Origin of the sequence: Pseudomonas sp. Fl5BN2 (assembly GCF_009908205.1) — a bacterium.
Lineage (GTDB): Bacteria > Pseudomonadota > Gammaproteobacteria > Pseudomonadales > Pseudomonadaceae > Aquipseudomonas.
Genome location: NZ_JAAARL010000008.1, coordinates 241,972 through 265,962, shown reverse-complemented (window position 1 = coordinate 265,962; position 23,991 = coordinate 241,972). Strand labels below are relative to the sequence as shown.

The 23,991-nt window shown below is 55.6% G+C and carries 34 protein-coding genes; 33 read left to right on the top strand and 1 reads right to left on the bottom strand.

The window, feature by feature from the left end; translation table 11 throughout:
• Positions 1-7: 7 nt before the first annotated feature.
• The 32 genes from fusA to bfr all read left to right on the top strand — a co-directional run bounded on the left by fusA (position 8) and on the right by bfr (position 19,464).
• On the top strand, positions 8-2,155 hold the full coding sequence (gene fusA, locus GV819_RS13905) for an elongation factor G (protein WP_161756630.1): 2,148 nt from the start codon (positions 8-10) through the stop codon (positions 2,153-2,155).
• Between the two features lie 34 nt (positions 2,156-2,189).
• Entirely contained in the window at positions 2,190-3,383 is a 1,194-nt protein-coding gene (tuf, locus tag GV819_RS13900) for an elongation factor Tu (RefSeq protein WP_161756629.1), read from the top strand.
• Between the two features lie 140 nt (positions 3,384-3,523).
• Positions 3,524-3,835: a 30S ribosomal protein S10 gene (rpsJ, locus tag GV819_RS13895; RefSeq protein WP_003186070.1), complete on the top strand. Its 312-nt coding sequence runs from the start codon at positions 3,524-3,526 to the stop codon at positions 3,833-3,835.
• Positions 3,836-3,915: 80 nt separating this feature from the next.
• Positions 3,916-4,551, top strand: coding sequence for a 50S ribosomal protein L3 (gene rplC / locus GV819_RS13890; protein ID WP_003186059.1), 636 nt, complete (start codon positions 3,916-3,918; stop codon positions 4,549-4,551).
• A 12-nt stretch (positions 4,552-4,563) separates the two neighbouring features.
• Entirely contained in the window at positions 4,564-5,166 is a 603-nt protein-coding gene (rplD, locus tag GV819_RS13885) for a 50S ribosomal protein L4 (protein ID WP_003228735.1), read from the top strand.
• A complete protein-coding gene (gene rplW / locus GV819_RS13880; RefSeq protein WP_002555488.1) occupies positions 5,163-5,462 on the top strand; it encodes a 50S ribosomal protein L23 in 300 nt (99 codons plus the stop codon). The genes rplD and rplW overlap by 4 nt, the downstream gene beginning before the upstream one ends.
• A gap of 14 nt (positions 5,463-5,476) precedes the next feature.
• A complete protein-coding gene (gene rplB / locus GV819_RS13875; protein ID WP_161756628.1) occupies positions 5,477-6,301 on the top strand; it encodes a 50S ribosomal protein L2 in 825 nt (274 codons plus the stop codon).
• A gap of 16 nt (positions 6,302-6,317) precedes the next feature.
• On the top strand, positions 6,318-6,593 hold the full coding sequence (gene rpsS / locus GV819_RS13870) for a 30S ribosomal protein S19 (RefSeq protein WP_002555486.1): 276 nt from the start codon (positions 6,318-6,320) through the stop codon (positions 6,591-6,593).
• 13 nt (positions 6,594-6,606) lie between these two features.
• Positions 6,607-6,939: a 50S ribosomal protein L22 gene (gene rplV / locus GV819_RS13865; protein ID WP_003103908.1), complete on the top strand. Its 333-nt coding sequence runs from the start codon at positions 6,607-6,609 to the stop codon at positions 6,937-6,939.
• Positions 6,940-6,952: 13 nt separating this feature from the next.
• On the top strand, positions 6,953-7,639 hold the full coding sequence (rpsC, locus tag GV819_RS13860; RefSeq protein WP_003176422.1) for a 30S ribosomal protein S3: 687 nt from the start codon (positions 6,953-6,955) through the stop codon (positions 7,637-7,639).
• A gap of 12 nt (positions 7,640-7,651) precedes the next feature.
• A complete protein-coding gene (gene rplP / locus GV819_RS13855) occupies positions 7,652-8,065 on the top strand; it encodes a 50S ribosomal protein L16 (protein ID WP_019409905.1) in 414 nt (137 codons plus the stop codon).
• On the top strand, positions 8,065-8,256 hold the full coding sequence (rpmC, locus tag GV819_RS13850) for a 50S ribosomal protein L29 (protein WP_002555481.1): 192 nt from the start codon (positions 8,065-8,067) through the stop codon (positions 8,254-8,256). The genes rplP and rpmC overlap by 1 nt, the downstream gene beginning before the upstream one ends.
• Before the next feature lie 2 nt (positions 8,257-8,258).
• Complete coding sequence (gene rpsQ, locus GV819_RS13845) at positions 8,259-8,525, top strand: 30S ribosomal protein S17 (RefSeq protein WP_003194644.1); 267 nt, start codon at positions 8,259-8,261, stop codon at positions 8,523-8,525.
• A 23-nt stretch (positions 8,526-8,548) separates the two neighbouring features.
• Complete coding sequence (gene rplN / locus GV819_RS13840; RefSeq protein ID WP_002555479.1) at positions 8,549-8,917, top strand: 50S ribosomal protein L14; 369 nt, start codon at positions 8,549-8,551, stop codon at positions 8,915-8,917.
• Between the two features lie 11 nt (positions 8,918-8,928).
• Positions 8,929-9,243: a 50S ribosomal protein L24 gene (gene rplX, locus GV819_RS13835; RefSeq protein ID WP_071553151.1), complete on the top strand. Its 315-nt coding sequence runs from the start codon at positions 8,929-8,931 to the stop codon at positions 9,241-9,243.
• A 20-nt stretch (positions 9,244-9,263) separates the two neighbouring features.
• Positions 9,264-9,803: a 50S ribosomal protein L5 gene (rplE, locus tag GV819_RS13830; RefSeq protein WP_003210069.1), complete on the top strand. Its 540-nt coding sequence runs from the start codon at positions 9,264-9,266 to the stop codon at positions 9,801-9,803.
• A gap of 13 nt (positions 9,804-9,816) precedes the next feature.
• The gene (rpsN, locus tag GV819_RS13825) at positions 9,817-10,122 is read left to right on the top strand and encodes a 30S ribosomal protein S14 (RefSeq protein ID WP_161756627.1); all 306 of its coding nucleotides are present in this window, start codon (positions 9,817-9,819) and stop codon (positions 10,120-10,122) included.
• A 207-nt stretch (positions 10,123-10,329) separates the two neighbouring features.
• Entirely contained in the window at positions 10,330-10,722 is a 393-nt protein-coding gene (gene rpsH, locus GV819_RS13820; protein ID WP_011063773.1) for a 30S ribosomal protein S8, read from the top strand.
• A 12-nt stretch (positions 10,723-10,734) separates the two neighbouring features.
• On the top strand, positions 10,735-11,268 hold the full coding sequence (gene rplF, locus GV819_RS13815; protein WP_025129400.1) for a 50S ribosomal protein L6: 534 nt from the start codon (positions 10,735-10,737) through the stop codon (positions 11,266-11,268).
• Positions 11,269-11,278: 10 nt separating this feature from the next.
• A complete protein-coding gene (rplR, locus tag GV819_RS13810) occupies positions 11,279-11,629 on the top strand; it encodes a 50S ribosomal protein L18 (protein WP_003186037.1) in 351 nt (116 codons plus the stop codon).
• 3 nt (positions 11,630-11,632) lie between these two features.
• Positions 11,633-12,133, top strand: a complete 501-nt coding sequence (gene rpsE / locus GV819_RS13805) for a 30S ribosomal protein S5 (RefSeq protein WP_007924184.1) — start codon at positions 11,633-11,635, stop codon at positions 12,131-12,133.
• Positions 12,134-12,135: 2 nt separating this feature from the next.
• Positions 12,136-12,312, top strand: a complete 177-nt coding sequence (rpmD, locus tag GV819_RS13800; RefSeq protein WP_003176408.1) for a 50S ribosomal protein L30 — start codon at positions 12,136-12,138, stop codon at positions 12,310-12,312.
• Between the two features lie 3 nt (positions 12,313-12,315).
• Positions 12,316-12,750 carry a 50S ribosomal protein L15 gene (gene rplO, locus GV819_RS13795; protein WP_161756626.1) on the top strand — a complete coding sequence of 145 codons (435 nt, stop codon included), beginning with the start codon at positions 12,316-12,318 and terminating at the stop codon, positions 12,748-12,750.
• Complete coding sequence (gene secY, locus GV819_RS13790) at positions 12,751-14,079, top strand: preprotein translocase subunit SecY (protein WP_007924182.1); 1,329 nt, start codon at positions 12,751-12,753, stop codon at positions 14,077-14,079. It begins immediately after the preceding gene.
• 24 nt (positions 14,080-14,103) lie between these two features.
• A complete protein-coding gene (gene rpmJ, locus GV819_RS13785) occupies positions 14,104-14,220 on the top strand; it encodes a 50S ribosomal protein L36 (protein ID WP_002555468.1) in 117 nt (38 codons plus the stop codon).
• A gap of 130 nt (positions 14,221-14,350) precedes the next feature.
• The gene (rpsM, locus tag GV819_RS13780) at positions 14,351-14,707 is read left to right on the top strand and encodes a 30S ribosomal protein S13 (protein WP_003186020.1); all 357 of its coding nucleotides are present in this window, start codon (positions 14,351-14,353) and stop codon (positions 14,705-14,707) included.
• A 30-nt stretch (positions 14,708-14,737) separates the two neighbouring features.
• Positions 14,738-15,127: a 30S ribosomal protein S11 gene (gene rpsK, locus GV819_RS13775; RefSeq protein WP_007924177.1), complete on the top strand. Its 390-nt coding sequence runs from the start codon at positions 14,738-14,740 to the stop codon at positions 15,125-15,127.
• Between the two features lie 18 nt (positions 15,128-15,145).
• Positions 15,146-15,766, top strand: a complete 621-nt coding sequence (gene rpsD / locus GV819_RS13770; protein WP_025129398.1) for a 30S ribosomal protein S4 — start codon at positions 15,146-15,148, stop codon at positions 15,764-15,766.
• Between the two features lie 22 nt (positions 15,767-15,788).
• Positions 15,789-16,790 carry a DNA-directed RNA polymerase subunit alpha gene (locus GV819_RS13765; RefSeq protein ID WP_007970428.1) on the top strand — a complete coding sequence of 334 codons (1,002 nt, stop codon included), beginning with the start codon at positions 15,789-15,791 and terminating at the stop codon, positions 16,788-16,790.
• A 42-nt stretch (positions 16,791-16,832) separates the two neighbouring features.
• On the top strand, positions 16,833-17,219 hold the full coding sequence (gene rplQ, locus GV819_RS13760; protein WP_007924175.1) for a 50S ribosomal protein L17: 387 nt from the start codon (positions 16,833-16,835) through the stop codon (positions 17,217-17,219).
• A 176-nt stretch (positions 17,220-17,395) separates the two neighbouring features.
• Positions 17,396-18,844, top strand: coding sequence for a catalase (locus tag GV819_RS13755; RefSeq protein WP_161756625.1), 1,449 nt, complete (start codon positions 17,396-17,398; stop codon positions 18,842-18,844).
• A 155-nt stretch (positions 18,845-18,999) separates the two neighbouring features.
• Positions 19,000-19,464 (top strand): bacterioferritin, encoded by a 465-nt coding sequence (gene bfr / locus GV819_RS13750; protein WP_161756624.1) that lies wholly within the window; start codon positions 19,000-19,002, stop codon positions 19,462-19,464.
• Between the two features lie 117 nt (positions 19,465-19,581).
• On the opposite strand, the gene uvrA is transcribed toward bfr, so the two are convergent.
• Positions 19,582-22,416, bottom strand: coding sequence for an excinuclease ABC subunit UvrA (gene uvrA / locus GV819_RS13745; protein WP_161756623.1), 2,835 nt, complete (start codon positions 22,414-22,416; stop codon positions 19,582-19,584).
• Between the two features lie 178 nt (positions 22,417-22,594).
• On the opposite strand from uvrA, the gene GV819_RS13740 reads away from it, so the two are divergent.
• Positions 22,595-23,989 carry an MFS transporter gene (locus GV819_RS13740; RefSeq protein ID WP_161756622.1) on the top strand — a complete coding sequence of 465 codons (1,395 nt, stop codon included), beginning with the start codon at positions 22,595-22,597 and terminating at the stop codon, positions 23,987-23,989.
• Positions 23,990-23,991: the final 2 nt, after the last annotated feature.

The following is a 23,991-nucleotide window of genomic DNA, read 5'->3' as shown; positions in this document are numbered from 1 at the left end:
GGGCTTTATGGCTCGTACTACAGCAATCAACCGCTACCGTAACATTGGTATCTGTGCCCACGTTGACGCGGGCAAGACTACCACTACCGAGCGGATCCTGTTTTACACAGGTCTCAGCCATAAGATGGGTGAGGTGCATGACGGCGCTGCTACCACAGACTGGATGGTGCAGGAGCAGGAGCGTGGTATTACCATTACCTCCGCTGCTGTAACTACTTTCTGGAAGGGTTCGCGCGGCCAATTCGATAACTATCGTGTAAACGTTATCGATACCCCGGGCCACGTTGACTTCACCATTGAAGTAGAGCGTTCGCTGCGCGTACTCGACGGTGCGGTCGTTGTGTTCTGCGGTACTTCCGGTGTTGAGCCTCAGTCTGAAACCGTATGGCGTCAAGCCAACAAATACGGCGTTCCACGTATTGTTTACGTGAACAAGATGGACCGTGCTGGTGCTAACTTCCTGCGCGTTGTTGGTCAGATCAAGAACCGTCTGGGTCACACCCCGGTTCCTGTTCAGCTGGCTATCGGCTCTGAAGATAACTTCGAAGGTCAGGTTGATCTGATCAAGATGAAGGCTATCTACTGGAACGACGACGACAAAGGTACTACTTATCGTGAGGAAGAAATTCCTGCCGATATGCTGGACCTGGCTAACGAGTGGCGCTCCAACATGGTTGAAGCTGCTGCTGAAGCCAACGAAGAGCTGATGAACAAGTACCTTGAAGAAGGTGACCTGACTGTCGAAGAGATCAAGGCCGGCCTGCGTGCGCGCACCCTGGCTAGCGAGATCGTTCCGGCTGTCTGTGGTTCTTCGTTCAAGAACAAGGGTGTTCCCCTGGTTCTCGACGCCGTTATCGACTTCCTGCCTGCTCCTACCGAGATCCCTGCGATCAAAGGTATCCACCCGGATCTCATCGAGAAGCCGAAGGAAGAGCTGGTAGAAGCGGATTACGACGAGCGTCATGCTGACGATTCGGAACCGTTCTCGGCTCTGGCATTCAAGATCGCTACTGACCCGTTCGTTGGTACTCTGACTTTCGTGCGCGTTTACTCGGGCTTCCTGAGTTCGGGCGACTCCGTGATCAACTCGGTCAAGGGCAAGAAAGAGCGCGTTGGTCGTATGGTGCAGATGCACGCCAACCAGCGTGAAGAGATCAAGGAAGTACGTGCAGGCGACATCGCTGCCCTGATCGGCATGAAGGACGTCACCACTGGTGACACTCTGTGCGATCTCGACAAGCAGATCATTCTTGAGCGTATGGACTTCCCTGAGCCTGTGATTTCGGTAGCGGTAGAGCCGAAAACCAAGCAGGACCAGGAAAAGATGGGTATCGCACTGGGCAAGCTGGCTCAGGAAGATCCGTCGTTCCGCGTCAAGACCGACGAAGAGACTGGTCAGACCATCATCTCTGGTATGGGCGAGCTGCACCTGGATATCCTTGTTGACCGTATGCGTCGTGAATTCAACGTTGAGGCCAACATCGGTAAGCCGCAGGTTTCGTACCGCGAGAAGATCAGCAAGAGCAACATTGAGATCGAAGGCAAGTTCGTTCGTCAATCTGGCGGTCGCGGTCAATTCGGTCACTGCTGGATCCGTTTCTCGGAGCCGGACGTCGATGCGAACGGCAACATCACCGAAGGTCTGGTCTTCACCAACGAAGTTGTTGGTGGTGTGGTTCCTAAGGAATACATCCCGGCTATCCAGAAGGGTATCGAAGAGCAGATGAAGAACGGCATCGTTGCCGGTTATCCGCTGATCGGCCTGAAGGCTACCGTGTTCGATGGTTCCTACCATGACGTCGACTCCAACGAGATGGCGTTCAAGGTGGCAGCCTCCATGGCGACCAAGCAGCTGGCCCAGAAGGGTGGCGGTGTTGTGCTTGAGCCGATCATGAAGGTTGAAGTAGTAACCCCAGAGGACTACATGGGTGACGTGATGGGTGACCTGAACCGTCGTCGTGGTCTGATTCAGGGTATGGATGACTCGGTGTCCGGCAAGGTTATCCGTGCTGAAGTGCCGCTGGGTGAAATGTTCGGTTATGCAACTGACGTTCGTTCCATGTCTCAGGGTCGCGCGAGCTACTCCATGGAATTCTCCAAATACGCCGAAGCTCCGTCGAACATCGTCGAAGCTCTCGTTAAAAAACAAGGCTGATTCAGTCTCCCCTTTAGGCTAGGAGTTAATTGTCGTGGCTAAAGAAAAATTTGAACGTAAAAAACCGCACGTCAACGTTGGCACCATCGGTCACGTTGACCACGGTAAAACCACTCTGACTGCTGCTCTGACTCGCGTTTGTTCCGAAGTTTTCGGTTCGGCCAAGGTTGACTTCGACAAGATCGATAGCGCCCCGGAAGAGAAAGCTCGTGGTATCACCATCAACACTTCTCACGTTGAATACGATTCGGCCGTGCGTCACTACGCGCACGTTGACTGCCCAGGTCACGCCGACTACGTAAAAAACATGATCACCGGTGCTGCCCAGATGGATGGCGCGATCCTGGTTTGCTCGGCCGCTGATGGTCCGATGCCACAGACTCGTGAGCACATCCTGCTGTCCCGTCAGGTAGGCGTTCCGTACATCGTTGTCTTCCTGAACAAGGCTGACATGGTTGACGACGCTGAGCTGCTGGAACTGGTTGAGATGGAAGTTCGCGACCTGCTGAGTACTTATGACTTCCCAGGTGATGACACTCCAATCATCATCGGTTCGGCTCTGATGGCTCTGAACGGCCAAGACGACAACGAAATGGGTACCACCGCTGTTAAGCGTCTGGTAGAGACTCTGGATACCTACATCCCAGAGCCAGAGCGTGCAATCGACAAGCCGTTCCTGATGCCAATCGAAGACGTATTCTCGATCTCGGGTCGCGGTACTGTTGTGACTGGTCGTGTTGAGCGTGGCGTTGTTCGCATTCAGGAAGAAGTTGAGATCGTTGGTCTGCGCGATACTCAGAAAACTACCTGCACCGGCGTTGAGATGTTCCGCAAGCTGCTTGACGAAGGTCGTGCTGGCGAGAACTGCGGCGTACTGCTGCGCGGCACCAAGCGTGACGATGTTGAGCGTGGCCAGGTTCTGGTTAAGCCAGGCACCGTTAAGCCGCACACCAAGTTCACCGCAGAAGTATACGTTCTGAGCAAGGAAGAAGGCGGTCGTCATACTCCGTTCTTCAAAGGCTACCGTCCACAGTTCTACTTCCGTACTACTGACGTGACTGGTAACTGCGAGCTGCCAGAAGGCGTTGAAATGGTAATGCCAGGTGACAACATCCAAATGGTTGTTACCCTGATCAAAACCATCGCGATGGAAGATGGTCTGCGTTTCGCTATTCGTGAAGGCGGTCGTACCGTCGGCGCTGGCGTCGTAGCCAAAGTCATCGAGTAATCGACGACTCATAAAGAGGCCCCCGCTTGCGGGGGCTTTTTTATTGGGTTGACACTCTGTGGGGCCGTCTATAGAATTGCGCCTCCTTTTAACGGGCGTATTGCGCCCGGTGGGAATAGCAGCCTGGAGTCTGAAATCCAATGCAAAATCAGCAAATCCGTATCAGGTTGAAGGCTTTTGACCATCGCCTGATCGACCAATCCACCCAGGAAATCGTGGAAACCGCGAAACGTACTGGTGCTCAAGTGCGTGGTCCAATTCCACTGCCTACCCGTAAAGAGCGGTTCACCGTTCTGGTCTCCCCGCACGTCAACAAAGACGCGCGTGACCAGTACGAGATCCGTACTCATAAGCGCGTACTGGACATCGTCCAGCCAACGGATAAAACCGTTGATGCACTTATGAAGCTTGATCTTGCGGCAGGTGTGGAAGTGCAGATCAGCCTCGGCTAAGACTCGGTCTTAGTCGTGTAACGCTCTGAAATGGGCGGCCATAGCGGGTGAAAGCCCCGTACACTCATGAGGTTTACAACATGACTATTGGTGTAGTCGGTCGTAAATGCGGTATGACCCGTATTTTCACCGAAGAAGGTGTCTCCATTCCGGTCACGGTCATTGAGATCGAGCCGAATCGCGTCACCCAGTTCAAAACTGAAGAAACCGATGGCTATCGTGCAGTGCAAGTCACTGTAGGTGAGCGTCGTGCTTCGCGTGTGACTGCTGCTCAAGCAGGTCACTTCGCTAAAGCCAACGTTGCAGCTGGTCGTACTGTTATGGAATTCCGTCTTGAAGAAGGCGAGTACCAGGCAGGCGATCTGATCAACGCTGAAATCTTCGCCGCTGGTCAGCTGGTTGATGTAACCGGTCAGTCCAAAGGTAAAGGCTTCCAGGGTACGATCAAGCGTTGGAATTTCCGTGGCCAAGACAACACTCACGGTAACTCCGTTTCCCACCGCGTCCCGGGCTCTATTGGCCAGTGCCAGACTCCTGGTCGTGTATTCAAGGGCAAAAAAATGTCCGGTCATATGGGCGCTGAGCGCGTGACCGTGCAGTCCCTCGAAGTAGTGCGCGTCGACGCTGAACGCAATCTGTTGTTGGTCAAGGGTGCTGTTCCTGGCGCTACTGGCGGCAACCTGGTTGTACGTCCAGCGGCCAAGGCTCGCGGTTAAGGGGAAGCTGACATGCAATTAAATGTAAATGACGCTCAAGCGATCGAAGTTTCCGAACTGACATTTGGCGGCGAATTCAACGAGACGCTGGTTCACCAAGCAGTCGTGGCCTACATGGCCGGCGGCCGTCAAGGTAGCAAGCAGCAAAAGACCCGTTCCGACGTTCGTGGTGGCGGTAAGCGCCCTTGGCGTCAGAAAGGTACTGGCCGTGCTCGTGCCGGTACTATCCGTAGCCCAATCTGGCGTGGCGGCGGTACCACTTTCGCAGCTCGTCCACAGGATCACTCGCAGAAGCTCAACAAGAAGATGTATCGCGCAGCAATGCGTTCCATCCTCGCTGAGCTGGTACGTACTGATCGCCTGGTCGTGGTTCAGGATTTCGCTGTTGAAACTCCGAAAACCAAAGATCTGCTGGGCAAGCTGAACAACATGAGCCTGACCGACGTTCTGATCGTGTCGGACGCTGTTGATCAGAACCTGTACCTGGCTGCTCGTAACCTGCCACACGTTGATGTACGCGACGTGCAGGGTTCCGATCCAGTTAGTCTGATCGCATACGACAAAGTGTTGATCACTGTGTCGGCCGTGAAGAAATTCGAGGAGCTGCTGGGATGAACCAGGAACGCGTATTTAAAGTTCTGCTTGGCCCGCACGTTTCCGAGAAGGCTACGGTTCTGGCAGACAAGAAAGGCCAGTTCGTTTTCAAGGTTGCTACTGATGCAACCAAGCTGGAAATCAAGAAGGCCGTCGAAAGCCTGTTCAGCGTGAAAGTGGAACGTGTTACTACCCTGAATGTTCTGGGTAAGAGCAAGCGTACCGCTCGCGGTCTGGGCAAGCGTAATGACTGGAAGAAGGCAGTTATCTCCCTTCAGCCAGGCCAAGATCTCGATTTCAGCAGCAGTGCTGAGTAAGGAAGGGGTGCATCATGGCAATCGTTAAATGCAAACCGACTTCCCCTGGCCGCCGTTTTGTGGTCAAGGTGGTCAACCAGGAGCTGCATAAAGGCGCTCCTCACGCACCGCTGCTCGAGAAGAAATCGAAGTCTGGTGGTCGTAACAACAATGGCCGTATTACCACTCGTCACATCGGTGGTGGTCATAAGCAGCATTACCGTCTGGTCGACTTCCGTCGCAACGACAAAGATGGCATCTCTGCCACTGTCGAGCGTATCGAATACGATCCAAACCGTACTGCTCACATCGCTCTGCTGCTGTACGCAGATGGCGAGCGTCGCTACATCATCGCCCCTAAAGGCGTGAGCGCTGGCGACCAGCTGATCGCAGGTGCTCTGGCACCGATCAAGCCGGGCAACGCTCTGCAACTGCGTAATATTCCAGTTGGTAGCACCGTACACGGCATCGAACTGAAGCCAGGTAAAGGCGCGCAAATCGCTCGTTCGGCTGGTGCTTCGGCTCAGCTGGTCGCTCGTGAAGGTGTCTACGTGACCCTGCGTCTGCGTTCTGGTGAGATGCGTAAAGTGCTGGCTGAATGCCGCGCGACCTTGGGTGAAGTCTCGAACTCCGAGCACAGCCTGCGTTCGCTGGGTAAAGCTGGTGCCAAACGCTGGCGTGGCGTTCGCCCAACCGTTCGTGGTGTTGCCATGAACCCGGTTGACCACCCACATGGTGGTGGTGAAGGTCGTACCTCTGGTGGTCGTCATCCGGTATCGCCATGGGGCTTCCCGACTAAGGGCGCGAAGACTCGTGGTAATAAGCGTACCGACAAAATGATCGTCCGTCGTCGCAAGTAAATAGAGGGATACGACAGTGCCACGTTCTCTGAAAAAAGGTCCTTTTATTGATCTTCACCTACTGAAGAAGATCGAAGTGGCGGCGGAAAAGAACGATCGCAAACCAGTTAAGACCTGGTCGCGCCGTTCTATGATCCTGCCACAAATGGTCGGTCTGACCATTGCTGTGCATAACGGTCGTCAACATGTTCCAGTTCTCGTGAACGAAGACATGGTCGGCCACAAACTGGGCGAGTTCGCCGGTACCCGTACATATCGCGGGCACGTGGCTGACAAGAAAGCCAAGCGTTAAGGGGTAAGGAACGATGGAAGTAGCCGCTAAGTTGTCGGGCGCTCGAATCTCCGCCCAGAAAGCCCGCTTGGTCGCCGACCAGATCCGCGGGAAGAAGGTGGGCGAAGCGCTCAACCTGTTGGCTTTCAGCAGTAAGAAAGCCGCCGAGATCATGAAGAAAGTGCTGGAGTCGGCCGTAGCCAACGCCGAGCATAACGAAGGCGCAGACGTTGATGACCTGAAGGTCTCCACCGTTTTCGTCAACGAAGGGCGTTCGCTGAAGCGCATCATGCCACGTGCCAAAGGCCGTGCTGATCGCATCGTCAAGCGGTCTTGCCATATCACTGTCAAGGTTGCTGACAAGTAACGGAGTCGAAGAGATGGGTCAGAAAGTACATCCCATTGGCATTCGCCTGGGAATCGTCAAGGAGCACACCTCCGTCTGGTACGCAGACGGTCGGACTTATGCGGACTACTTGTTCGCTGATCTGAAGGTGCGTGAGTATCTCCAAGACAAACTAAAAAGCGCGTCCGTAAGCCGTATCGATATCCATCGTCCGGCCCAAACTGCACGCATCACCATCCACACCGCTCGCCCAGGTATCGTTATCGGGAAGAAAGGTGAAGATGTTGAGAAGCTGCGTCAGGACCTGACCAAGCAAATGGGTGTGCCTGTGCACATCAATATCGAAGAGATCCGTAAGCCGGAGCTCGACGGTATGCTGGTTGCGCAGAGCGTAGCTCAGCAGCTGGAGCGTCGTGTAATGTTCCGCCGCGCTATGAAGCGCGCTGTACAGAACGCCATGCGCATTGGTGCCAAAGGCATCAAAATCCAAGTGAGCGGTCGTCTCGGCGGTGCTGAAATCGCACGTACTGAATGGTATCGCGAAGGTCGTGTGCCACTGCACACCCTGCGTGCCGACATCGACTATGCCAACTACGAAGCTCACACCACTTACGGTGTGATCGGTGTAAAGGTTTGGATCTTCAAAGGCGAAGTAATTGGTGGTCGCCAAGAAGAGCTGAAGCCACAAGCACCAGCGCCTCGTAAAAAAGCTGCTAAGTAAGGGGTACGCCAAATGTTGCAACCAAAGCGTACGAAGTTCCGCAAGCAAATGACCGGCCACAACCGTGGTCTGGCATTGCGCGGTAGCAAAGTCAGCTTCGGCGAGTATGCGCTGAAGTCTGTAGCTCGTGGTCGTCTCACCGCTCGTCAGATCGAGTCAGCGCGTCGTGCTCTGACCCGTCACGTGAAACGTGGCGGCAAGATCTGGATCCGTGTATTCCCGGACAAGCCTATTTCCAAAAAGCCACTCGAAGTTCGGATGGGTAAAGGTAAGGGTAACGTCGAATACTGGGTTGCCCAGATTCAGCCAGGCAAAGTCCTGTATGAGATCGAGGGTGTTTCTGAAGAGCTGGCGCGTGAGGCTTTCGCCCTGGCTGCTGCAAAGCTGCCGCTCGCCACCTCCTTTGTTAAGCGGACGGTGATGTGATGAAAGCGAATGAACTTCGTGAAAAATCCGCACAGCAGCTGAACGAGCAACTGCTCGGCCTGCTGCGCGACCAGTTCAATCTGCGTATGCAGAAAGCAACTGGCCAGTTGGGGCAGTCGCATCTGCTCTCGCAAGTTAAGCGCGACATCGCTCGCGTGAAGACTGTGCTCAACCAGCAGGCAGGTAAGTAATCATGGCTGAAGCCGAAAAAACTGTCCGTACGCTGACTGGCCGTGTTGTCAGCGACAAGATGGACAAGACCATCACCGTTCTGATCGAGCGTCGCGTTAAGCACCCTATCTACGGTAAATACGTTAAGCGTTCGACTAAGCTGCACGCGCACGACGAAACCAATCAGTGCCACATCGGCGACAAAGTCACTATTCGTGAAACTCGTCCGATGGCCAAGACTAAGTCTTGGGCTCTGGTTGATGTTCTCGAACGCGCTGTGGAAGTCTAAGGGCTAGGGGTCGGAGAAATTATATGATTCAGACTCAATCCATGCTCGATGTGGCCGATAACAGCGGCGCTCGCCGCGTTATGTGCATCAAGGTGCTGGGTGGCTCCCATCGTCGTTACGCTGGTATCGGTGACATCATCAAAGTTACCGTTAAGGAAGCAATTCCTCGCGGTAAGGTGAAGAAAGGCCAAGTGATGACTGCTGTTGTAGTCCGCACTCGCCATGGTGTTCGTCGTGCAGACGGCTCCATCATCCGCTTTGATGGCAACGCTGCTGTTCTGTTGAACAACAAGCAAGAGCCGATCGGCACCCGTATCTTTGGGCCAGTGACCCGTGAACTTCGTACTGAGAAGTTCATGAAGATCGTCTCGCTCGCCCCAGAAGTGCTGTAAGGAGATCCGACATGCAAAAGATTCGTCGTGACGACGAGATCATCGTGATCGCCGGCAAAGACAAAGGTAAGCGCGGTAAGGTGCTTAAGGTTCTGGCTGATGACCGTCTGGTCATCGGTGGCCTGAACCTGGTCAAGCGTCATACCAAGCCTAACCCGATGTCGGGCGTACAGGGCGGTATCGTCGAGAAAGAAGCGCCACTGCACGCTTCCAACGTCGCCATTTTCAACGGCGAAACCAACAAGGCTGACCGCGTTGGTTTCAAAGTAGAAGACGGCAAAAAAATTCGTGTCTTCAAGTCGACCCAAAAAGCGGTTGATGCTTGAACACTGCTAGGTAGAAGACCATGGCACGACTAAAAGAGATTTACCGGAAGGAAATCGCTCCGAAACTTAAGGAAGAACTTAAGCTTTCGAACGTGATGGAAGTTCCGCGCGTTACCAAAATCACCCTGAACATGGGTCTGGGCGAAGCTATCGGCGACAAAAAAGTCATCGAGCATGCTGTTGCTGACCTGGAAAAGATCACCGGCCAGAAAGTCGTTGTGACCTACGCTCGTAAATCCATCGCTGGCTTCAAAGTCCGCGAAGGATGGCCGATCGGCGTCAAAGTGACCCTGCGCCGTGAGCGTATGTACGAGTTCCTGGATCGTCTGCTGTCGATCTCCCTGCCTCGGGTTCGCGACTTCCGCGGCCTGAATGCCAAGTCCTTCGATGGTCGTGGCAACTACAGCATGGGCGTGAAAGAGCAGATCATTTTCCCGGAAATCGATTACGACAAGATCGATGCTCTCCGCGGTCTGGACATTACCCTGACCACCACTGCTAAGAACGATGATGAAGGCCGCGCTCTGCTGCGTGCTTTCAAATTCCCGTTCCGCAACTGATTGGAGTAGGAAAATGGCCAAGACGAGCATGAAGAACCGTGAGCTGAAGCGTCAGCTCACCGTTGCCAAGTACGCCACCAAGCGTGCAGCGCTGAAAGCTATCATCGTGGATCTGAACGCAAGTCCAGAAGCACGTTGGGAAGCTACTGTAGCTCTGCAGAAGCAGCCACGTGATGCAAGCGCTTCGCGCATGCGTAACCGCTGCCGCCTGACTGGTCGTCCGCACGGCGTTTACCGCAAGTTCGGCCTGGGCCGTAACAAGCTGCGTGAAGCTGCAATGCGTGGTGACGTGCCAGGTCTGGTTAAAGCCAGCTGGTAATAGCTATCAAAGTCGCGATTAGCGGCTTCGCAAGAAGCCGATAATCGGTGGCCTTGAACGTGAATCAAGCCCCTTTTGGGGCTTGATTCATTTCTGGGGTGTGTCTAGAATGACCGGCTCGCCTGAGCCCGTGTTTTTTGCCCGGAATTTCTCGGCGACAGTTGTAGCCGCAAGGCTAATTCTTTTTGTATCAGGAGCATCTAGCCCATGAGTATGCAGGACCCGTTAGCGGACATGCTAACTCGAATCCGTAATGCCCAGATGGCTGAAAAGTCCGTCGTAAGCATGCCGTCTTCCACGTTGAAGGTGGCTGTAGCAAAAGTCCTGAAGGACGAAGGTTACATCGCGGGTTATCAGATCAGCAGCGAAATCAAACCTCTGCTGTCCATCGAGCTGAAGTACTTCGAAGGCCGTCCGGTCATCGAGGAAGTTAAGCGCGTTAGCCGTCCAGGCCTGCGTCAGTACAAGTCCGTTGAAGAACTGCCGAAAGTACGTGGCGGTCTTGGCGTGTCTATCGTCTCCACCAACAAAGGTGTGATGACTGATCGTGCTGCGCGCGCTGCCGGTGTCGGCGGCGAAGTTCTTTGCACTGTGTTCTAAGGGGGGATAAGCATGTCTCGCGTCGCTAAGAACCCCGTTAAGCTGCCAGCTGGTGTCGAAGTTAAATTCGCCGGCCAACAGCTTTCGGTGAAGGGTGCCAAGGGCACTCTCGAACTGAACGTACACTCGTCCGTTGAAATTGTTGAGGAAGCTGGTGAGCTGCGTTTTGCTGCTCGCAATGGCGACCAACAAACTCGCGCAATGGCCGGTACCACTCGTGCTCTGGTAAACAACATGGTCCAAGGCGTAAGCCAAGGCTTCGAGCGTAAGCTCCAGCTGGTCGGTGTTGGTTACAAGGCACAAGCAAAAGGCACAGTGCTGAATCTGGCCCTCGGCTTCTCGCATCCAGTGGATTACGAACTGCCGGAAGGCATCACCGCTGAGACTCCTAGCCAGACCGATATCCTGATCAAGGGCATCGATAAGCAGCTGGTAGGTCAAGTGGCCGCTGAGATCCGCGACTTCCGTCCACCAGAGCCTTACAAAGGCAAAGGTGTGCGCTACGCGGACGAAGTCGTCCGTCGTAAAGAAGCCAAGAAGAAGTAGGGCATAGCAAATGACCGACAAAAAAGTTACTCGACTGCGTCGCGCTCGCAAAGCACGCCTGAAAATGCACGAACTCGAAGTCGTGCGTCTCTGCGTGTTCCGCTCTTCGCAGCACATCTACGCCCAGGTCATTTCGGCCGACGGCAACAAAGTCCTGGCAAGTGCCTCGACTTTGGATAAAGAACTGCGTGATGGCGCCACTGGCAACATCGACGCGGCCACTAAGGTTGGCCAGCTGGTCGCTACGCGTGCTAAAGCCGCTGGCGTCTCGCAGGTGGCTTTCGACCGCTCTGGCTTCAAGTATCACGGCCGCGTCAAGGCGCTGGCTGATGCTGCTCGTGAAGCTGGGCTGGAGTTCTAAGTTATGTCAAATAACGACCAAAAGCGCGACGAAGGCTACATTGAGAAGCTGGTTCAAGTTAACCGCGTAGCCAAAACCGTAAAAGGCGGCCGTATCTTCACCTTCACCGCGTTGACCGTGGTTGGTGATGGTAAGGGCCGTGTTGGCTTCGGCCGTGGCAAGTCGCGTGAAGTGCCTGCTGCGATCCAGAAGGCAATGGAAGCTGCTCGTCGCAACATGATCCAAGTTGATCTGAACGGCACCACTCTGCAGTACGCAATGAAGTCCGCTCACGGCGCTTCGAAGGTGTACATGCAGCCTGCTTCTGAGGGTACCGGTATCATCGCTGGCGGCGCTATGCGTGCTGTTCTCGAAGTTGCTGGTGTTCAGAACGTTTTGGCCAAGTGCTACGGCTCGACTAACCCAGTAAACGTGGTTCACGCCACTTTCAAGGGTTTGAAAGCAATGCAGTCCCCTGAATCCATTGCCGCCAAGCGTGGCAAAAGTGTCCAGGAGATCATCTGATCATGGCTACCGTAAAAGTAACGCTGATCAAAAGCATGACCGGCCGTATCCCTAACCACAAACTGTGCGTTAAGGGTCTGGGTCTGCGTCGCATCGGTCACACTGTAGAAGTCCAGGATACTCCCGAGAATCGCGGGATGATCAACAAGGCTTACTACATGCTGCGTGTCGAGGGTTAATCGATGAAACTCAATGATCTGAGTCCAGCGCCGGGTTCCCGTCGCGAAAAGCATCGTCCGGGCCGTGGTATCGGTAGTGGTTTGGGTAAGACTGGTGGCCGTGGTCACAAAGGTCAGACCTCCCGCTCCGGTGGCACCATTGCTCCAGGCTTTGAAGGCGGTCAACAGCCGCTGCATCGTCGCCTGCCGAAGTTTGGTTTCGTTTCCCTGAAGGCCATGGACCGCGCAGAAGTGCGTCTGTCTGAACTGGCTAAAGTGGAAGGCGACATCGTTACCGTGCAGTCCCTGAAGGATGCCAACGTGATCAACGTCAACGTTCAGCGTGTGAAAATCATGCTGTCCGGCGAAGTTACTCGCGCTGTGATCATCAAGGGCATCGCCGCCACCAAAGGTGCGCGTGCGGCTATCGAAGCAGCTGGCGGCAAGTTCGAGGAATAAATGGCTAAGCAAGGTGCTCTCTCTGCGCTCGGCAAAGGCGGTATGTCTGAACTCTGGGCTCGTCTGCGTTTTCTGTTCCTGGCGATTATCGTCTACCGAATAGGCGCACACATCCCGGTTCCAGGTATCAACCCGGACCGACTCGCAGACCTGTTTCGACAGAATGAGGGGACCATTCTTAGCTTGTTCAACATGTTTTCCGGCGGTGCGCTGGAGCGGATGAGCATCTTTGCATTGGGGATCATGCCGTACATTTCGGCATCGATCATCATGCAGCTGATGACCGCCGTCAGCCCGCAGCTGGAGCAGTTGAAGAAGGAAGGTGAAGCTGGCCGTCGCAAGATCAGCCAGTACACCCGCTACGGCACTGTCGTCCTAGCTCTTGTTCAGGCCATCGGCATGTCCGTTGGTCTGGCAGGGCAGGGCGTTGCGTTCACTGGTGACTTTGGCTTCCATTTCGTCGCGGTATCCACTTTTGTGGCTGGTGCGATGTTCATGATGTGGCTGGGTGAGCAGATTACTGAGCGTGGTGTTGGCAACGGTATCTCGATGTTGATTTTCGCAGGTATCGTCGCCGGTCTTCCGAGAGCGATCGGGCAGTCTTTCGAGTCTGCACGTCAAGGTGATATCAATATTTTTGCCTTGGTTGCGATCGGTTTGCTGGCAGTAGCGATTATCGGTTTTGTGGTGTTCATTGAGCGTGGCCAGCGTCGTATTGCTGTTCACTACGCCAAGCGTCAGCAGGGCCGCAAGGTGTTTGCTGCGCAGACCAGCCACTTGCCGCTGAAAGTGAATATGGCCGGTGTTATTCCTGCTATCTTCGCGAGCAGCATTTTGCTGTTTCCGGCTTCGTTGGGTGCCTGGTTCGGTCAGTCTGAAGGTATGGGCTGGTTGCAGGACATCTCGCAGTCGATCGCTCCTGGTCAGCCGTTGAATATTCTGCTGTTTAGTGCAGGGATTATTTTCTTCTGCTTCTTCTATACGGCGTTGATGTTCAATCCGAAAGACGTAGCGGAAAACCTGAAGAAGTCCGGTGCCTTTATTCCGGGCATCCGTCCAGGTGAGCAGTCGGCGCGCTACATTGATGGCGTTCTGACCCGTTTGACCATGTTCGGTGCTCTATATATGACGGCCGTCTGCCTGTTGCCCCAGTTCCTGGTGGTTGCTGCAAACGTTCCGTTCTACCTTGGCGGGACCTCGTTGCTGATCGTGGTCGTGGTTGTTATGGACTTTATGTCGCAAGTACAATCGCACCTCGTTTCCCACCAGTACGAATCCCTGATGAAGAAAGCCAACCTGAAGGGTTACGGCAGCGGCATGCTGCGTTAATCCATAAGGTTCGAGGAGTTGGTGATGAAAGTTCGTGCATCGGTGAAAAAGCTGTGCCGTAACTGCAAGATTATTCGCCGCGAAGGTGTTGTTCGAGTAATTTGCAGCGCGGAACCGCGTCACAAACAGCGCCAAGGCTGAGTGTGATTGTGCTTCAAGCCCGGCAGCTAGTGCGCTGCCGGGTTGATTATTTGTTATTACAGCGATATTATCTCGCGCCCTATTTCTTGGCTTCCGGGGCGTAGGTAGCTGTCAATTGGAGTCCCACTGAATGGCCCGTATTGCAGGCGTTAACATTCCAGATAACAAGCATACTGTTATCTCGCTGACCTACATCTATGGTGTTGGTCGCACTACTGCGCAGAAAATCTGCGCGGTGACTGGGGTCAACCCAGCTGCGAAGATCAAGGATCTGAGCGACGAGCAAATTGAACAGCTGCGTGGCGAAGTGGCGAAGTTCACCACTGAAGGTGACCTGCGTCGCGAAATCAACATGAAAATCAAACGCTTGATGGATCTGGGCTGCTACCGCGGTCTGCGCCATCGTCGTGGTCTTCCAGTGCGCGGTCAGCGTACCAAGACCAACGCGCGTACTCGCAAAGGTCCGCGTAAGCCGATCCGCAAGTAATCGCACCAGCGAATCGACAGGAATTTAGTCATGGCAAAACCTGCTGCTCGTCCTCGTAAAAAGATTAAAAAGACAGTGGTTGATGGCATCGCCCACATCCACGCGTCTTTCAACAACACCATCGTGACCATCACCGACCGTCAAGGTAACGCTCTTTCCTGGGCAACCTCCGGTGGTTCGGGTTTCCGCGGTTCTCGCAAGTCCACCCCGTTCGCTGCTCAAGTAGCTGCTGAGCGTGCTGGTCAAGCTGCGCTGGAATATGGCCTGAAAAACCTCGACGTTAACGTCAAGGGTCCAGGTCCAGGTCGTGAATCCGCAGTCCGCGCTTTGAACGGCTGTGGCTACAAGATCGCCAGCATCACCGACGTGACGCCAATCCCGCACAACGGGTGCCGTCCGCCGAAGAAGCGCCGCGTGTAATCCAGGAGATTGTAAAGAATGGCTCGTTACATTGGTCCAAAATGCAAACTGGCTCGTCGCGAAGGCACCGATCTCTTCCTGAAGAGCGGCGTGCGCGCTATCGAATCTAAGTGCAACATCGAAGCAGCTCCTGGCATTCACGGCCAGCGCCGTGGTCGTCAGTCCGACTACGGTACTCAGCTGCGTGAAAAGCAAAAAGTTCGTCGTATCTACGGCGTACTTGAGCGTCAATTCAGCGGCTACTACAAACAAGCAGCTGGCAAGAAGGGCGCAACCGGCGAAAACCTGTTGCAACTGCTCGAATGCCGTCTGGACAACGTTGTATACCGCATGGGCTTCGGTTCTACTCGTGCCGAATCCCGTCAGCTGGTATCGCACAAGTCGATCAGCGTAAACGGTCAGACCGTTAACGTTCCGTCCTTCCAGGTTCGTGCTGGTGACGTGGTCGCTGTTCGCGAGAAAGCAAAAAATCAACTTCGCATTGTCCAAGCTCTCGATCTGTGTGCTCAACGTGGCCGCGTAGAATGGGTAGAAGTAGACACTGAGAAGAAGTCGGGCGTTTTCAAGAACGTTCCAGCTCGCAGTGATCTGTCCGCCGACATCAACGAAAGCCTGATTGTCGAGCTCTACTCCAAGTAAGGGCTAGAAAATAGGTGCATCCATGCAGATTTCGGTAAATGAGTTCCTGACACCCCGCCACATTGATGTGCAGGTTGTCAGTCCAACCCGCGCCAAGATCACCCTCGAGCCTCTCGAGCGTGGTTTTGGCCACACCCTGGGCAACGCGCTGCGCCGCATCCTGTTGTCCTCAATGCCCGGCTGTGCAGTAGTCGAGGCCGAGATTGACGGTGTGCTCCACGAGTACAGCGCCATCGAAGGTGTACAGGAAGACGTAATTGAAATCCTGTTGAACCTTAAAGGTCTGGCTATCAAGCTGCACGGCCGTGACGAAGTTACGCTGACCTTGTCGAAGAAGGGTTCGGGGGTGGTTACCGCTGCCGATATTCAGCTGGATCATGATGTCGAGATCGTTAACCCCGATCACGTAATCGCTAACCTGGCGTCTAACGGCGCCCTGAACATGAAGCTCGTAGTAGCTCGTGGTCGTGGTTATGAACCGGCCGACTCGCGTCAGAGCGATGAAGACGAAAGCCGCAGCATTGGTCGCTTGCAGCTTGACTCTTCGTTCAGCCCGGTTCGCCGCATCGCATACGTGGTGGAAAACGCCCGTGTCGAGCAGCGTACTAACCTGGACAAGCTGGTTATTGATCTGGAAACCAACGGTACCCTGGATCCTGAAGAGGCTATCCGTCGTGCAGCAACCATTCTGCAACAGCAGTTGGCTGCGTTCGTCGACCTCAAGGGTGACAGTGAGCCAGTGGTAGTCGAGCAAGAAGACGAGATCGATCCGATCCTGCTTCGCCCGGTTGACGATCTGGAACTGACTGTACGTTCGGCTAACTGCCTTAAGGCGGAAAACATTTACTACATCGGCGACCTGATTCAGCGTACCGAAGTAGAACTGTTGAAGACTCCGAACCTGGGCAAGAAATCCTTGACCGAAATCAAGGACGTTCTGGCCTCCCGCGGTCTGTCCCTCGGCATGCGCCTCGACAACTGGCCGCCTGCAAGTCTTAAGAAGGACGACAAGGCGACTGCCTGATCGTCGTAATCACCGAACGTTGTGTTTGGTAAGGAATGAACCATGCGTCATCGTAAAAGTGGGCGTCACCTGAGCCGCACCAGCTCGCACCGCAAGGCCATGTTCCAAAACATGGCGGTGTCGCTGTTCGAGCACGAGCTGATCAAAACTACACTGCCGAAAGCTAAAGAACTGCGCCGCGTTGCTGAGCCGCTGATCACTTTGGCCAAGACAGACAGCCTGGCTAACCGCCGTCTGGCTTTCGACCGTACTCGTTCGAAAGCTATCGTTGGTAAGCTCTTCAACGACCTGGGCAAGCGTTACGCTACCCGTGAGGGTGGCTACCTGCGCATCCTCAAGTGCGGTTTCCGTGCTGGCGACAACGCTCCTATGGCGTACGTTGAACTGGTTGATCGTGCTGTCGGCGGTGAAGCTGTATCCGCTGAGTAAGACGTCAGTCTGAAACAAGAAACCGGGCCTAGTGCCCGGTTTTTTGTTGTTGGATGTATTAGATATTTCTATCGTTAACGAATGTGTAATGCATTGGATGTTGTAACATCCATGGTCAATACTCCTTGTCAGCCGATTAGCCGGCAGTTTCCCAGACTGACAGAGGAAGAATGAGCATGAGCCAAACTAAAGTTCTTACTACAGCGAGTGGCGCGCCTGTCGCTGATAACCAGAACTCTCGTTCCGCCGGCCCCCGAGGCCCTTTGCTTCTTGACGATTTTCACCTGATTGAAAAGCTTGCTCATTTCAATCGTGAGAATATTCCCGAGCGCCGTGTGCACGCCAAGGGATCGGGTGCTTATGGCACTTTCACCGTCTCTCGCGATATCACGCAGTACTCCAGCGCCAAGCTGTTTGAGTCGATAGGCAAGAAAACCCCGACTTTCCTGCGCTTCTCCACGGTTGGCGGTGAGCGTGGTTCGGCAGATACCGAGCGCGATCCACGTGGTTTCGCCCTCAAGTTCTATACCGAGGAGGGCAACTGGGACATCGTCGGCAACAACACTCCGGTGTTTTTTATCCGTGACCCGTTGAAGTTTCCCGACTTTATCCACACCCAGAAGCGTCTGCCCCAGAGCAACCTGAAAAGTGCACAGATGATGTGGGATTTTTGGTCGCACTCGCCTGAGGCGTTGCACCAAGTAACCATCCTCTTTTCGGATCGGGGTATTCCTGATGGCTACCGCCATATGCATGGTTTTGGCAGTCACACCTACAGCTTGATCAATGCCAAAGGTGAGCGGCATTGGGTCAAGTGGCACTACAAGACCAAGCAAGGGATCAAGAACCTGGCGCCAGCAGAGGCTGCTCGTTTGGCGGGTACAGACCCGGACTACGCCCAGCGCGACCTGTTTAATGCGATCGAGCGCGGGGACTTCCCGAAATGGAGCGTCTGCATCCAGGTCATGACTGAAGCCCAAGCTGCGGCTCATTATGAGAACCCGTTTGACGTGACCAAGACCTGGTCGCAGAAAGAGTTCCCCTTGATCGAAGTTGGCGAGTTGGAATTGAACCGCAACCCGCTGAACTATTTCGCCGAGGTCGAGCAGGCGGCCTTCGGTCCAAGCAACATGGTACCGGGCGTGGGGCTTTCACCTGACCGCATGTTGCAGGGTCGGGTGTTTGCTTACGCTGATGCCCATCGCTACCGCGTAGGCACCAACCACCAGCAACTGCCGGTGAACGCCCCATTGAGTCCAGTGAACAGCTACCAGCGCGATGGAGCCATGGCGTTCGGGCCTAACGGTGGTGCTGCGCCGAACTACGAGCCCAATAGCTACTCAGAGGCTCCGAAGCAGGCGCCGCGTTACGCAGAACCGGCACTGGCGCTCAGTGGCGCTGCAGATCGCTACGATCACCGTGAGGACACTGATTACTACAGCCACGCGGGTGCCTTGTTCCGCTTGATGAATGATGAGCAGAAAACTCTGCTGATCAACAACATTGCCGGTGCGATGGCTGGGGTGACTGCGGATGTAGTGGGGCGTCAGTTGCAGCATTTCTTCAAGGCAGACCCGGCTTATGGCGAAGGTATTGCCAAAGTCCTGGGCGTATCGCTCAAGTAAGTCTAAATAAGAAGCAGAACCGCCCTCATTTGGGCGGTTTTTGCGTTATTTAAACTACTTTTCTCAGATAATCTTCACTTTTTCACTCGTTTCTAAGTGACCTGCAAGTCAGCTTGGTTCAAACTATCCACTTTCAAGCAGGGAGATGTAGGGCGATGCAAGGTCACCCGGACGTAATCGATTACCTCAACACGTTGCTGACGGGCGAACTGGCAGCCCGCGACCAATATTTCATCCACTCGCGGATGTACGAAGACTGGGGCTTCACCAAGCTTTATGAACGTATCAACCATGAAATGGAAGAAGAGGCACAACACGCTGATGCCCTGATGCGCCGTATCCTGATGCTCGAGGGCGCGCCGCGTATGCGTCCCGATGATCTTGATACCGGGACTACGGTGCCGGAGATGCTGGCCAGCGACCTGCGTTTGGAATACAAGGTTCGCGCTGCGCTGTGCAAAGGCATTGAGCTGTGCGAGTTGCACAAGGACTATGTCAGCCGCGAGATCCTGCGAATTCAGTTGGCGGATACCGAGGAAGATCATACCTACTGGCTGGAAAAACAGTTGGGTCTGATCAAGTCCATCGGACTGGAGAACTACCTGCAGTCGCAGTTCTGATTGCAGCCAGCGTTAGTGTTGGGCCCAGAGCAGATTTGCTCCTGTGGCAAACTCGCTAACCGCCAGATGTAAAAAAGCCCCTGTCACCGTGAAGTGACAGGGGCTTTTTCATGAGCCTCAGGCGCGATCGCGGATCAGCAGCGGCTTGAGGTAGTGCCCGGTATAGGATTGCGGCATTTCCGCCACTTGCTCCGGAGTGCCGACAGCGATGATCTGACCACCTTTGGAGCCGCCTTCCGGCCCCAGGTCCACCATCCAGTCCGCGGTCTTGATCACGTCCAGGTTGTGTTCGATCACCACCACGGTGTTGCCGTGGTCGCGCAGTCGGTGCAGAACGTCCAGCAACTGCTGGATATCCGCGAAGTGCAGACCAGTGGTCGGCTCGTCGAGGATGTAGAGGGTTTTACCGGTATCGCGTTTTGACAGCTCGCGGGACAATTTGACCCGCTGCGCTTCACCACCGGACAAGGTGGTGGCTGATTGGCCGAGCTTGATGTAGGACAGGCCGACATCCATCAGCGTCTGTAGCTTGCGCGCCAGGGCCGGGACTGGGTCGAAGAACTCGCGGGCCTCTTCGATGGTCATTTCCAGGACTTCATGGATGTTCTTGCCCTTGTACTTGATCTCCAGAGTTTCACGGTTGTAACGCTTGCTCTTGCACACGTCGCAGGGCACATAGATGTCCGGCAGGAAGTGCATCTCGACCTTGATCAAGCCATCGCCCTGGCAGGCCTCACAGCGCCCACCCTTGACGTTGAAGGAGAAGCGGCCAGGCCCGTACCCCCTGGAGCGCGACTCCGGCACCCCGGCGAACAACTCGCGGATTGGCGTGAACAGCCCGGTGTAGGTCGCCGGGTTGGAGCGCGGCGTACGACCGATGGGGCTCTGGTCGATGTCCACCACCTTATCGAGATGCTGCAGGCCATTGATACTGTCGTGAGGTGCAGCCTCGAGGGTTGTCGCGCCGTTCAGCGCTGTGGCGCTCAAAGGGAACAAGGTGTTGTTGATCAGCGTCGACTTGCCCGAGCCAGACACCCCGGTCACACAGGTCAGCAGGCCAATAGGGATTTCCAGATCGACGTTGCGCAGGTTATTGCCGCGAGCGCCCTTGAGGGTCAGGGACAGTTTCTTGTTGCGCGGGGTACGTTTGGCCGGAACCACAATCTTCACCCGGCCCGACAAGTACTTGCCGGTCAAGGAATCAGGGTGCGCCATGACTTCTGCGGCGGTGCCCTCGGCGACGATGCGCCCGCCATGCACACCAGCACCTGGACCGATGTCGACTACATAGTCGGCAAGGCGGATGGCGTCTTCGTCGTGTTCAACGACAATTACTGTGTTACCGATATCCCGCAGGTGTTTCAGGGTCCCCAGCAAGCGATCGTTGTCCCGCTGGTGCAGACCAATGGACGGCTCGTCGAGGATGTACATCACCCCTACCAGGCCGGCGCCGATCTGGCTGGCCAGGCGAATACGCTGGGCCTCTCCGCCGGACAGGGTGTCGGCGCTGCGATCCAGGGTCAGGTAGTCAAGCCCGACGTTCACCAGGAACTGCAGGCGCTCGCGGATTTCCTTGAGGATCTTGTCGGCGATTTCACCACGGCGCCCGGTTAGCTTCAGGGTGCCGAAGTAGTTGGTGGCGTCGCCGATAGGCAGGCTGGTGACCGCCGGCAGGGTTTTCTCACCGACCCAGACGTGCCGCGCTTCGCGCCGCAAGCGAGTGCCACGGCAATCCGGGCAAGGTTGTGTACTGAGGAACTTGGCCAGTTCCTCGCGCACTGTGGCCGATTCGGTTTCGCGGTAACGGCGCTCCAGGTTCGGCACTATGCCCTCGAACGGGTGGGAGCGCTTGACGATATCGCCCCGGTCGTTCAGGTATTTGAAGTCGACGTTTTGACTGCCGCTGCCGTGCAGAATGACCTTCTGCTGATCCACAGACAATTGGTTGAACGGTATTTCCAGGCTGAACCCGTAATGTGCCGCCAGTGAGCCGAGCATCTGGAAGTAGTAGACATTGCGCCGGTCCCAGCCGCGGATTGCCCCTTCGGCCAGGGTCAGCTCGCTATTGACCAGGCGTTTGATGTCGAAGAATTGCTTGACCCCCAGACCGTCGCAAGTCGGGCAGGCGCCCGCCGGATTGTTGAAGGAAAACAGTTTGGGTTCCAGCTCGCTGATGGCGTGACCGCAGATCGGACAGGCGAAGCGCGCGGAGAAGATCATCTCTTCTCCCGGCTCGTCGTCCATCGGAGCCACCAGGGCGATCCCGTCCGCCAGCTTCAATGCGGTTTCAAAGGACTCGGCCAGCCGCTGTTGCAGATCGGCGCGGACCTTGAAGCGGTCGACCACTACATCGATCGAATGCTTCTTCTGTTTATCCAGCTTCGGTAGTTCGTCCAGTTCACACAGCTTGCCGTTGACCCGTGCGCGAACGAATCCCTGCGCCCGCAGTTCTTCAAATACCGATAGGTGCTCGCCCTTGCGCTCGCGAATCACCGGTGCCAGCAGCATCAGCTTGTTGCCCTCGGGCTGGGCCAGCACCAGGTCGACCATCTGGCTGACGGTCTGGGCTTCCAGCGGGATGTCGTGATCCGGGCAGCGTGGAGTGCCGACACGAGCATAGAGCAGACGCAGATAGTCATAGATCTCGGTGATGGTGCCGACGGTGGAGCGGGGGTTGTGCGAGGTGGATTTCTGTTCAATCGAGATCGCCGGCGACAGCCCTTCGATGGTATCGACATCGGGCTTTTCCATCATCGACAGGAACTGGCGGGCATAAGCCGACAACGATTCGACATAGCGGCGCTGGCCTTCGGCATACAAGGTGTCGAAAGCCAGGGACGACTTGCCGGACCCAGACAGCCCGGTGATGACGATCAACTTGTCCCGTGGCAGGGTCAGGTCGATGTTCTTCAGGTTGTGGGTGCGGGCCCCACGAATCAGAATCTTGTCCAAAAGTGGCCTCGATCGGCGGGCGTAAAGGCAGGAGTATAAAACTAAACACTGGATGGATGCACACTATCCCGCGGTGCTTTTTCGGTCGCAGGCAAGGGCTGCGCGGCAAAGCGTCGCCATATACCCCCTCAATCGATCGGACTGGTAGAATCGCCGCCGGTTCACACGAGGTTTTTCCATGCACGATCCCCACAGCGAACGCATGAGTGGCAGCGAGACCCGCGCGGCAAGCGGTCTGGCCCTGGTGTTCGCTTTCCGTATGCTTGGCATGTTTATGGTACTGCCGGTCCTGGCGACCTATGGAATGGATCTCGCAGGAGCGACCCCGGCCCTGATCGGGTTGGCGATCGGTGCTTATGGCCTGACCCAGGCGGTTTTCCAGATTCCCTTCGGGATCATTTCCGACCGTATCGGTCGTCGTCCGGTGATTTACCTGGGGCTGATCGTGTTCGCCCTGGGCAGCGTGCTGGCGGCCAATTCCGACTCGATCTGGGGGGTGATCGCCGGGCGTATCCTGCAGGGCGCCGGGGCCATCTCTGCAGCGGTAATGGCGCTGTTGTCTGACCTTACCCGTGAGCAGCATCGCACCAAGGCCATGGCCATGATCGGCATGACCATCGGCCTGTCCTTTGCGGTGGCCATGGTGGTCGGCCCGCTGTTGACCCGCAGCTTTGGCCTGTCCGGGTTGTTCCTGGCCACCGGCGCTATGGCCCTGGTGGGCATTCTGATCGTCGCCTTCATGGTGCCGCGCTCCACTGGCGCCTTGCAGCACCGTGAGTCCGGCGTGGCGCGCCAGGCACTGATCCCCACACTCAAGCATCCCGACCTGCTGCGCCTCGACCTGGGTATCTTCGTGCTGCACGCGATGTTGATGTCGAGCTTTGTCGCGTTGCCGCTGGCGCTGGTGGAGAAAGCCGGCCTGCCCAAAGAGCAGCACTGGTGGGTGTACCTTACCGCGCTGCTGATTTCCTTCTTCGCCATGATCCCGTTCATCATCTACGGCGAAAAGAAACGCAAAATGAAACGAGTTTTACTCGGCGCGGTCACTACGCTGATGCTCACCGAGCTATTCTTTTGGGAGTTCGGCGACAGCTTGCGTGCGCTGGTGATTGGCACCGTAGTGTTCTTCACTGCATTCAACTTGCTGGAGGCGTCTCTGCCGTCGTTGATCAGCAAGGTTTCGCCGGCAGGCGGCAAGGGCACTGCGATGGGGGTGTACTCCACCAGCCAGTTCCTCGGATCGGCACTGGGCGGCATCCTCGGCGGCTGGTTGTTCCAGCATGGCGGTTTGTCGGTTGTGTTCCTCGGATGCGCAGTCCTGGCTGCACTCTGGCTGGCCTTTGCTGTTACCATGCGCGAGCCCCCGTATGTGACGAGCCTGCGCTTGCCGTTATCGCCCGAAGCGATCCGCGAAGCCGGCCTGGTCGAGCGCCTGAAGGCCGTTGTTGGGGTAACAGATGCCGTAGTAGTGGCCGAAGAGGCCGCCATTTACATCAAATTGGACACCGAATTATTGGATCGCGCGACCCTCGAGCAGCTGGTCAATCCAGCGCCGTCGGCGAGCGAAGCCTAGGA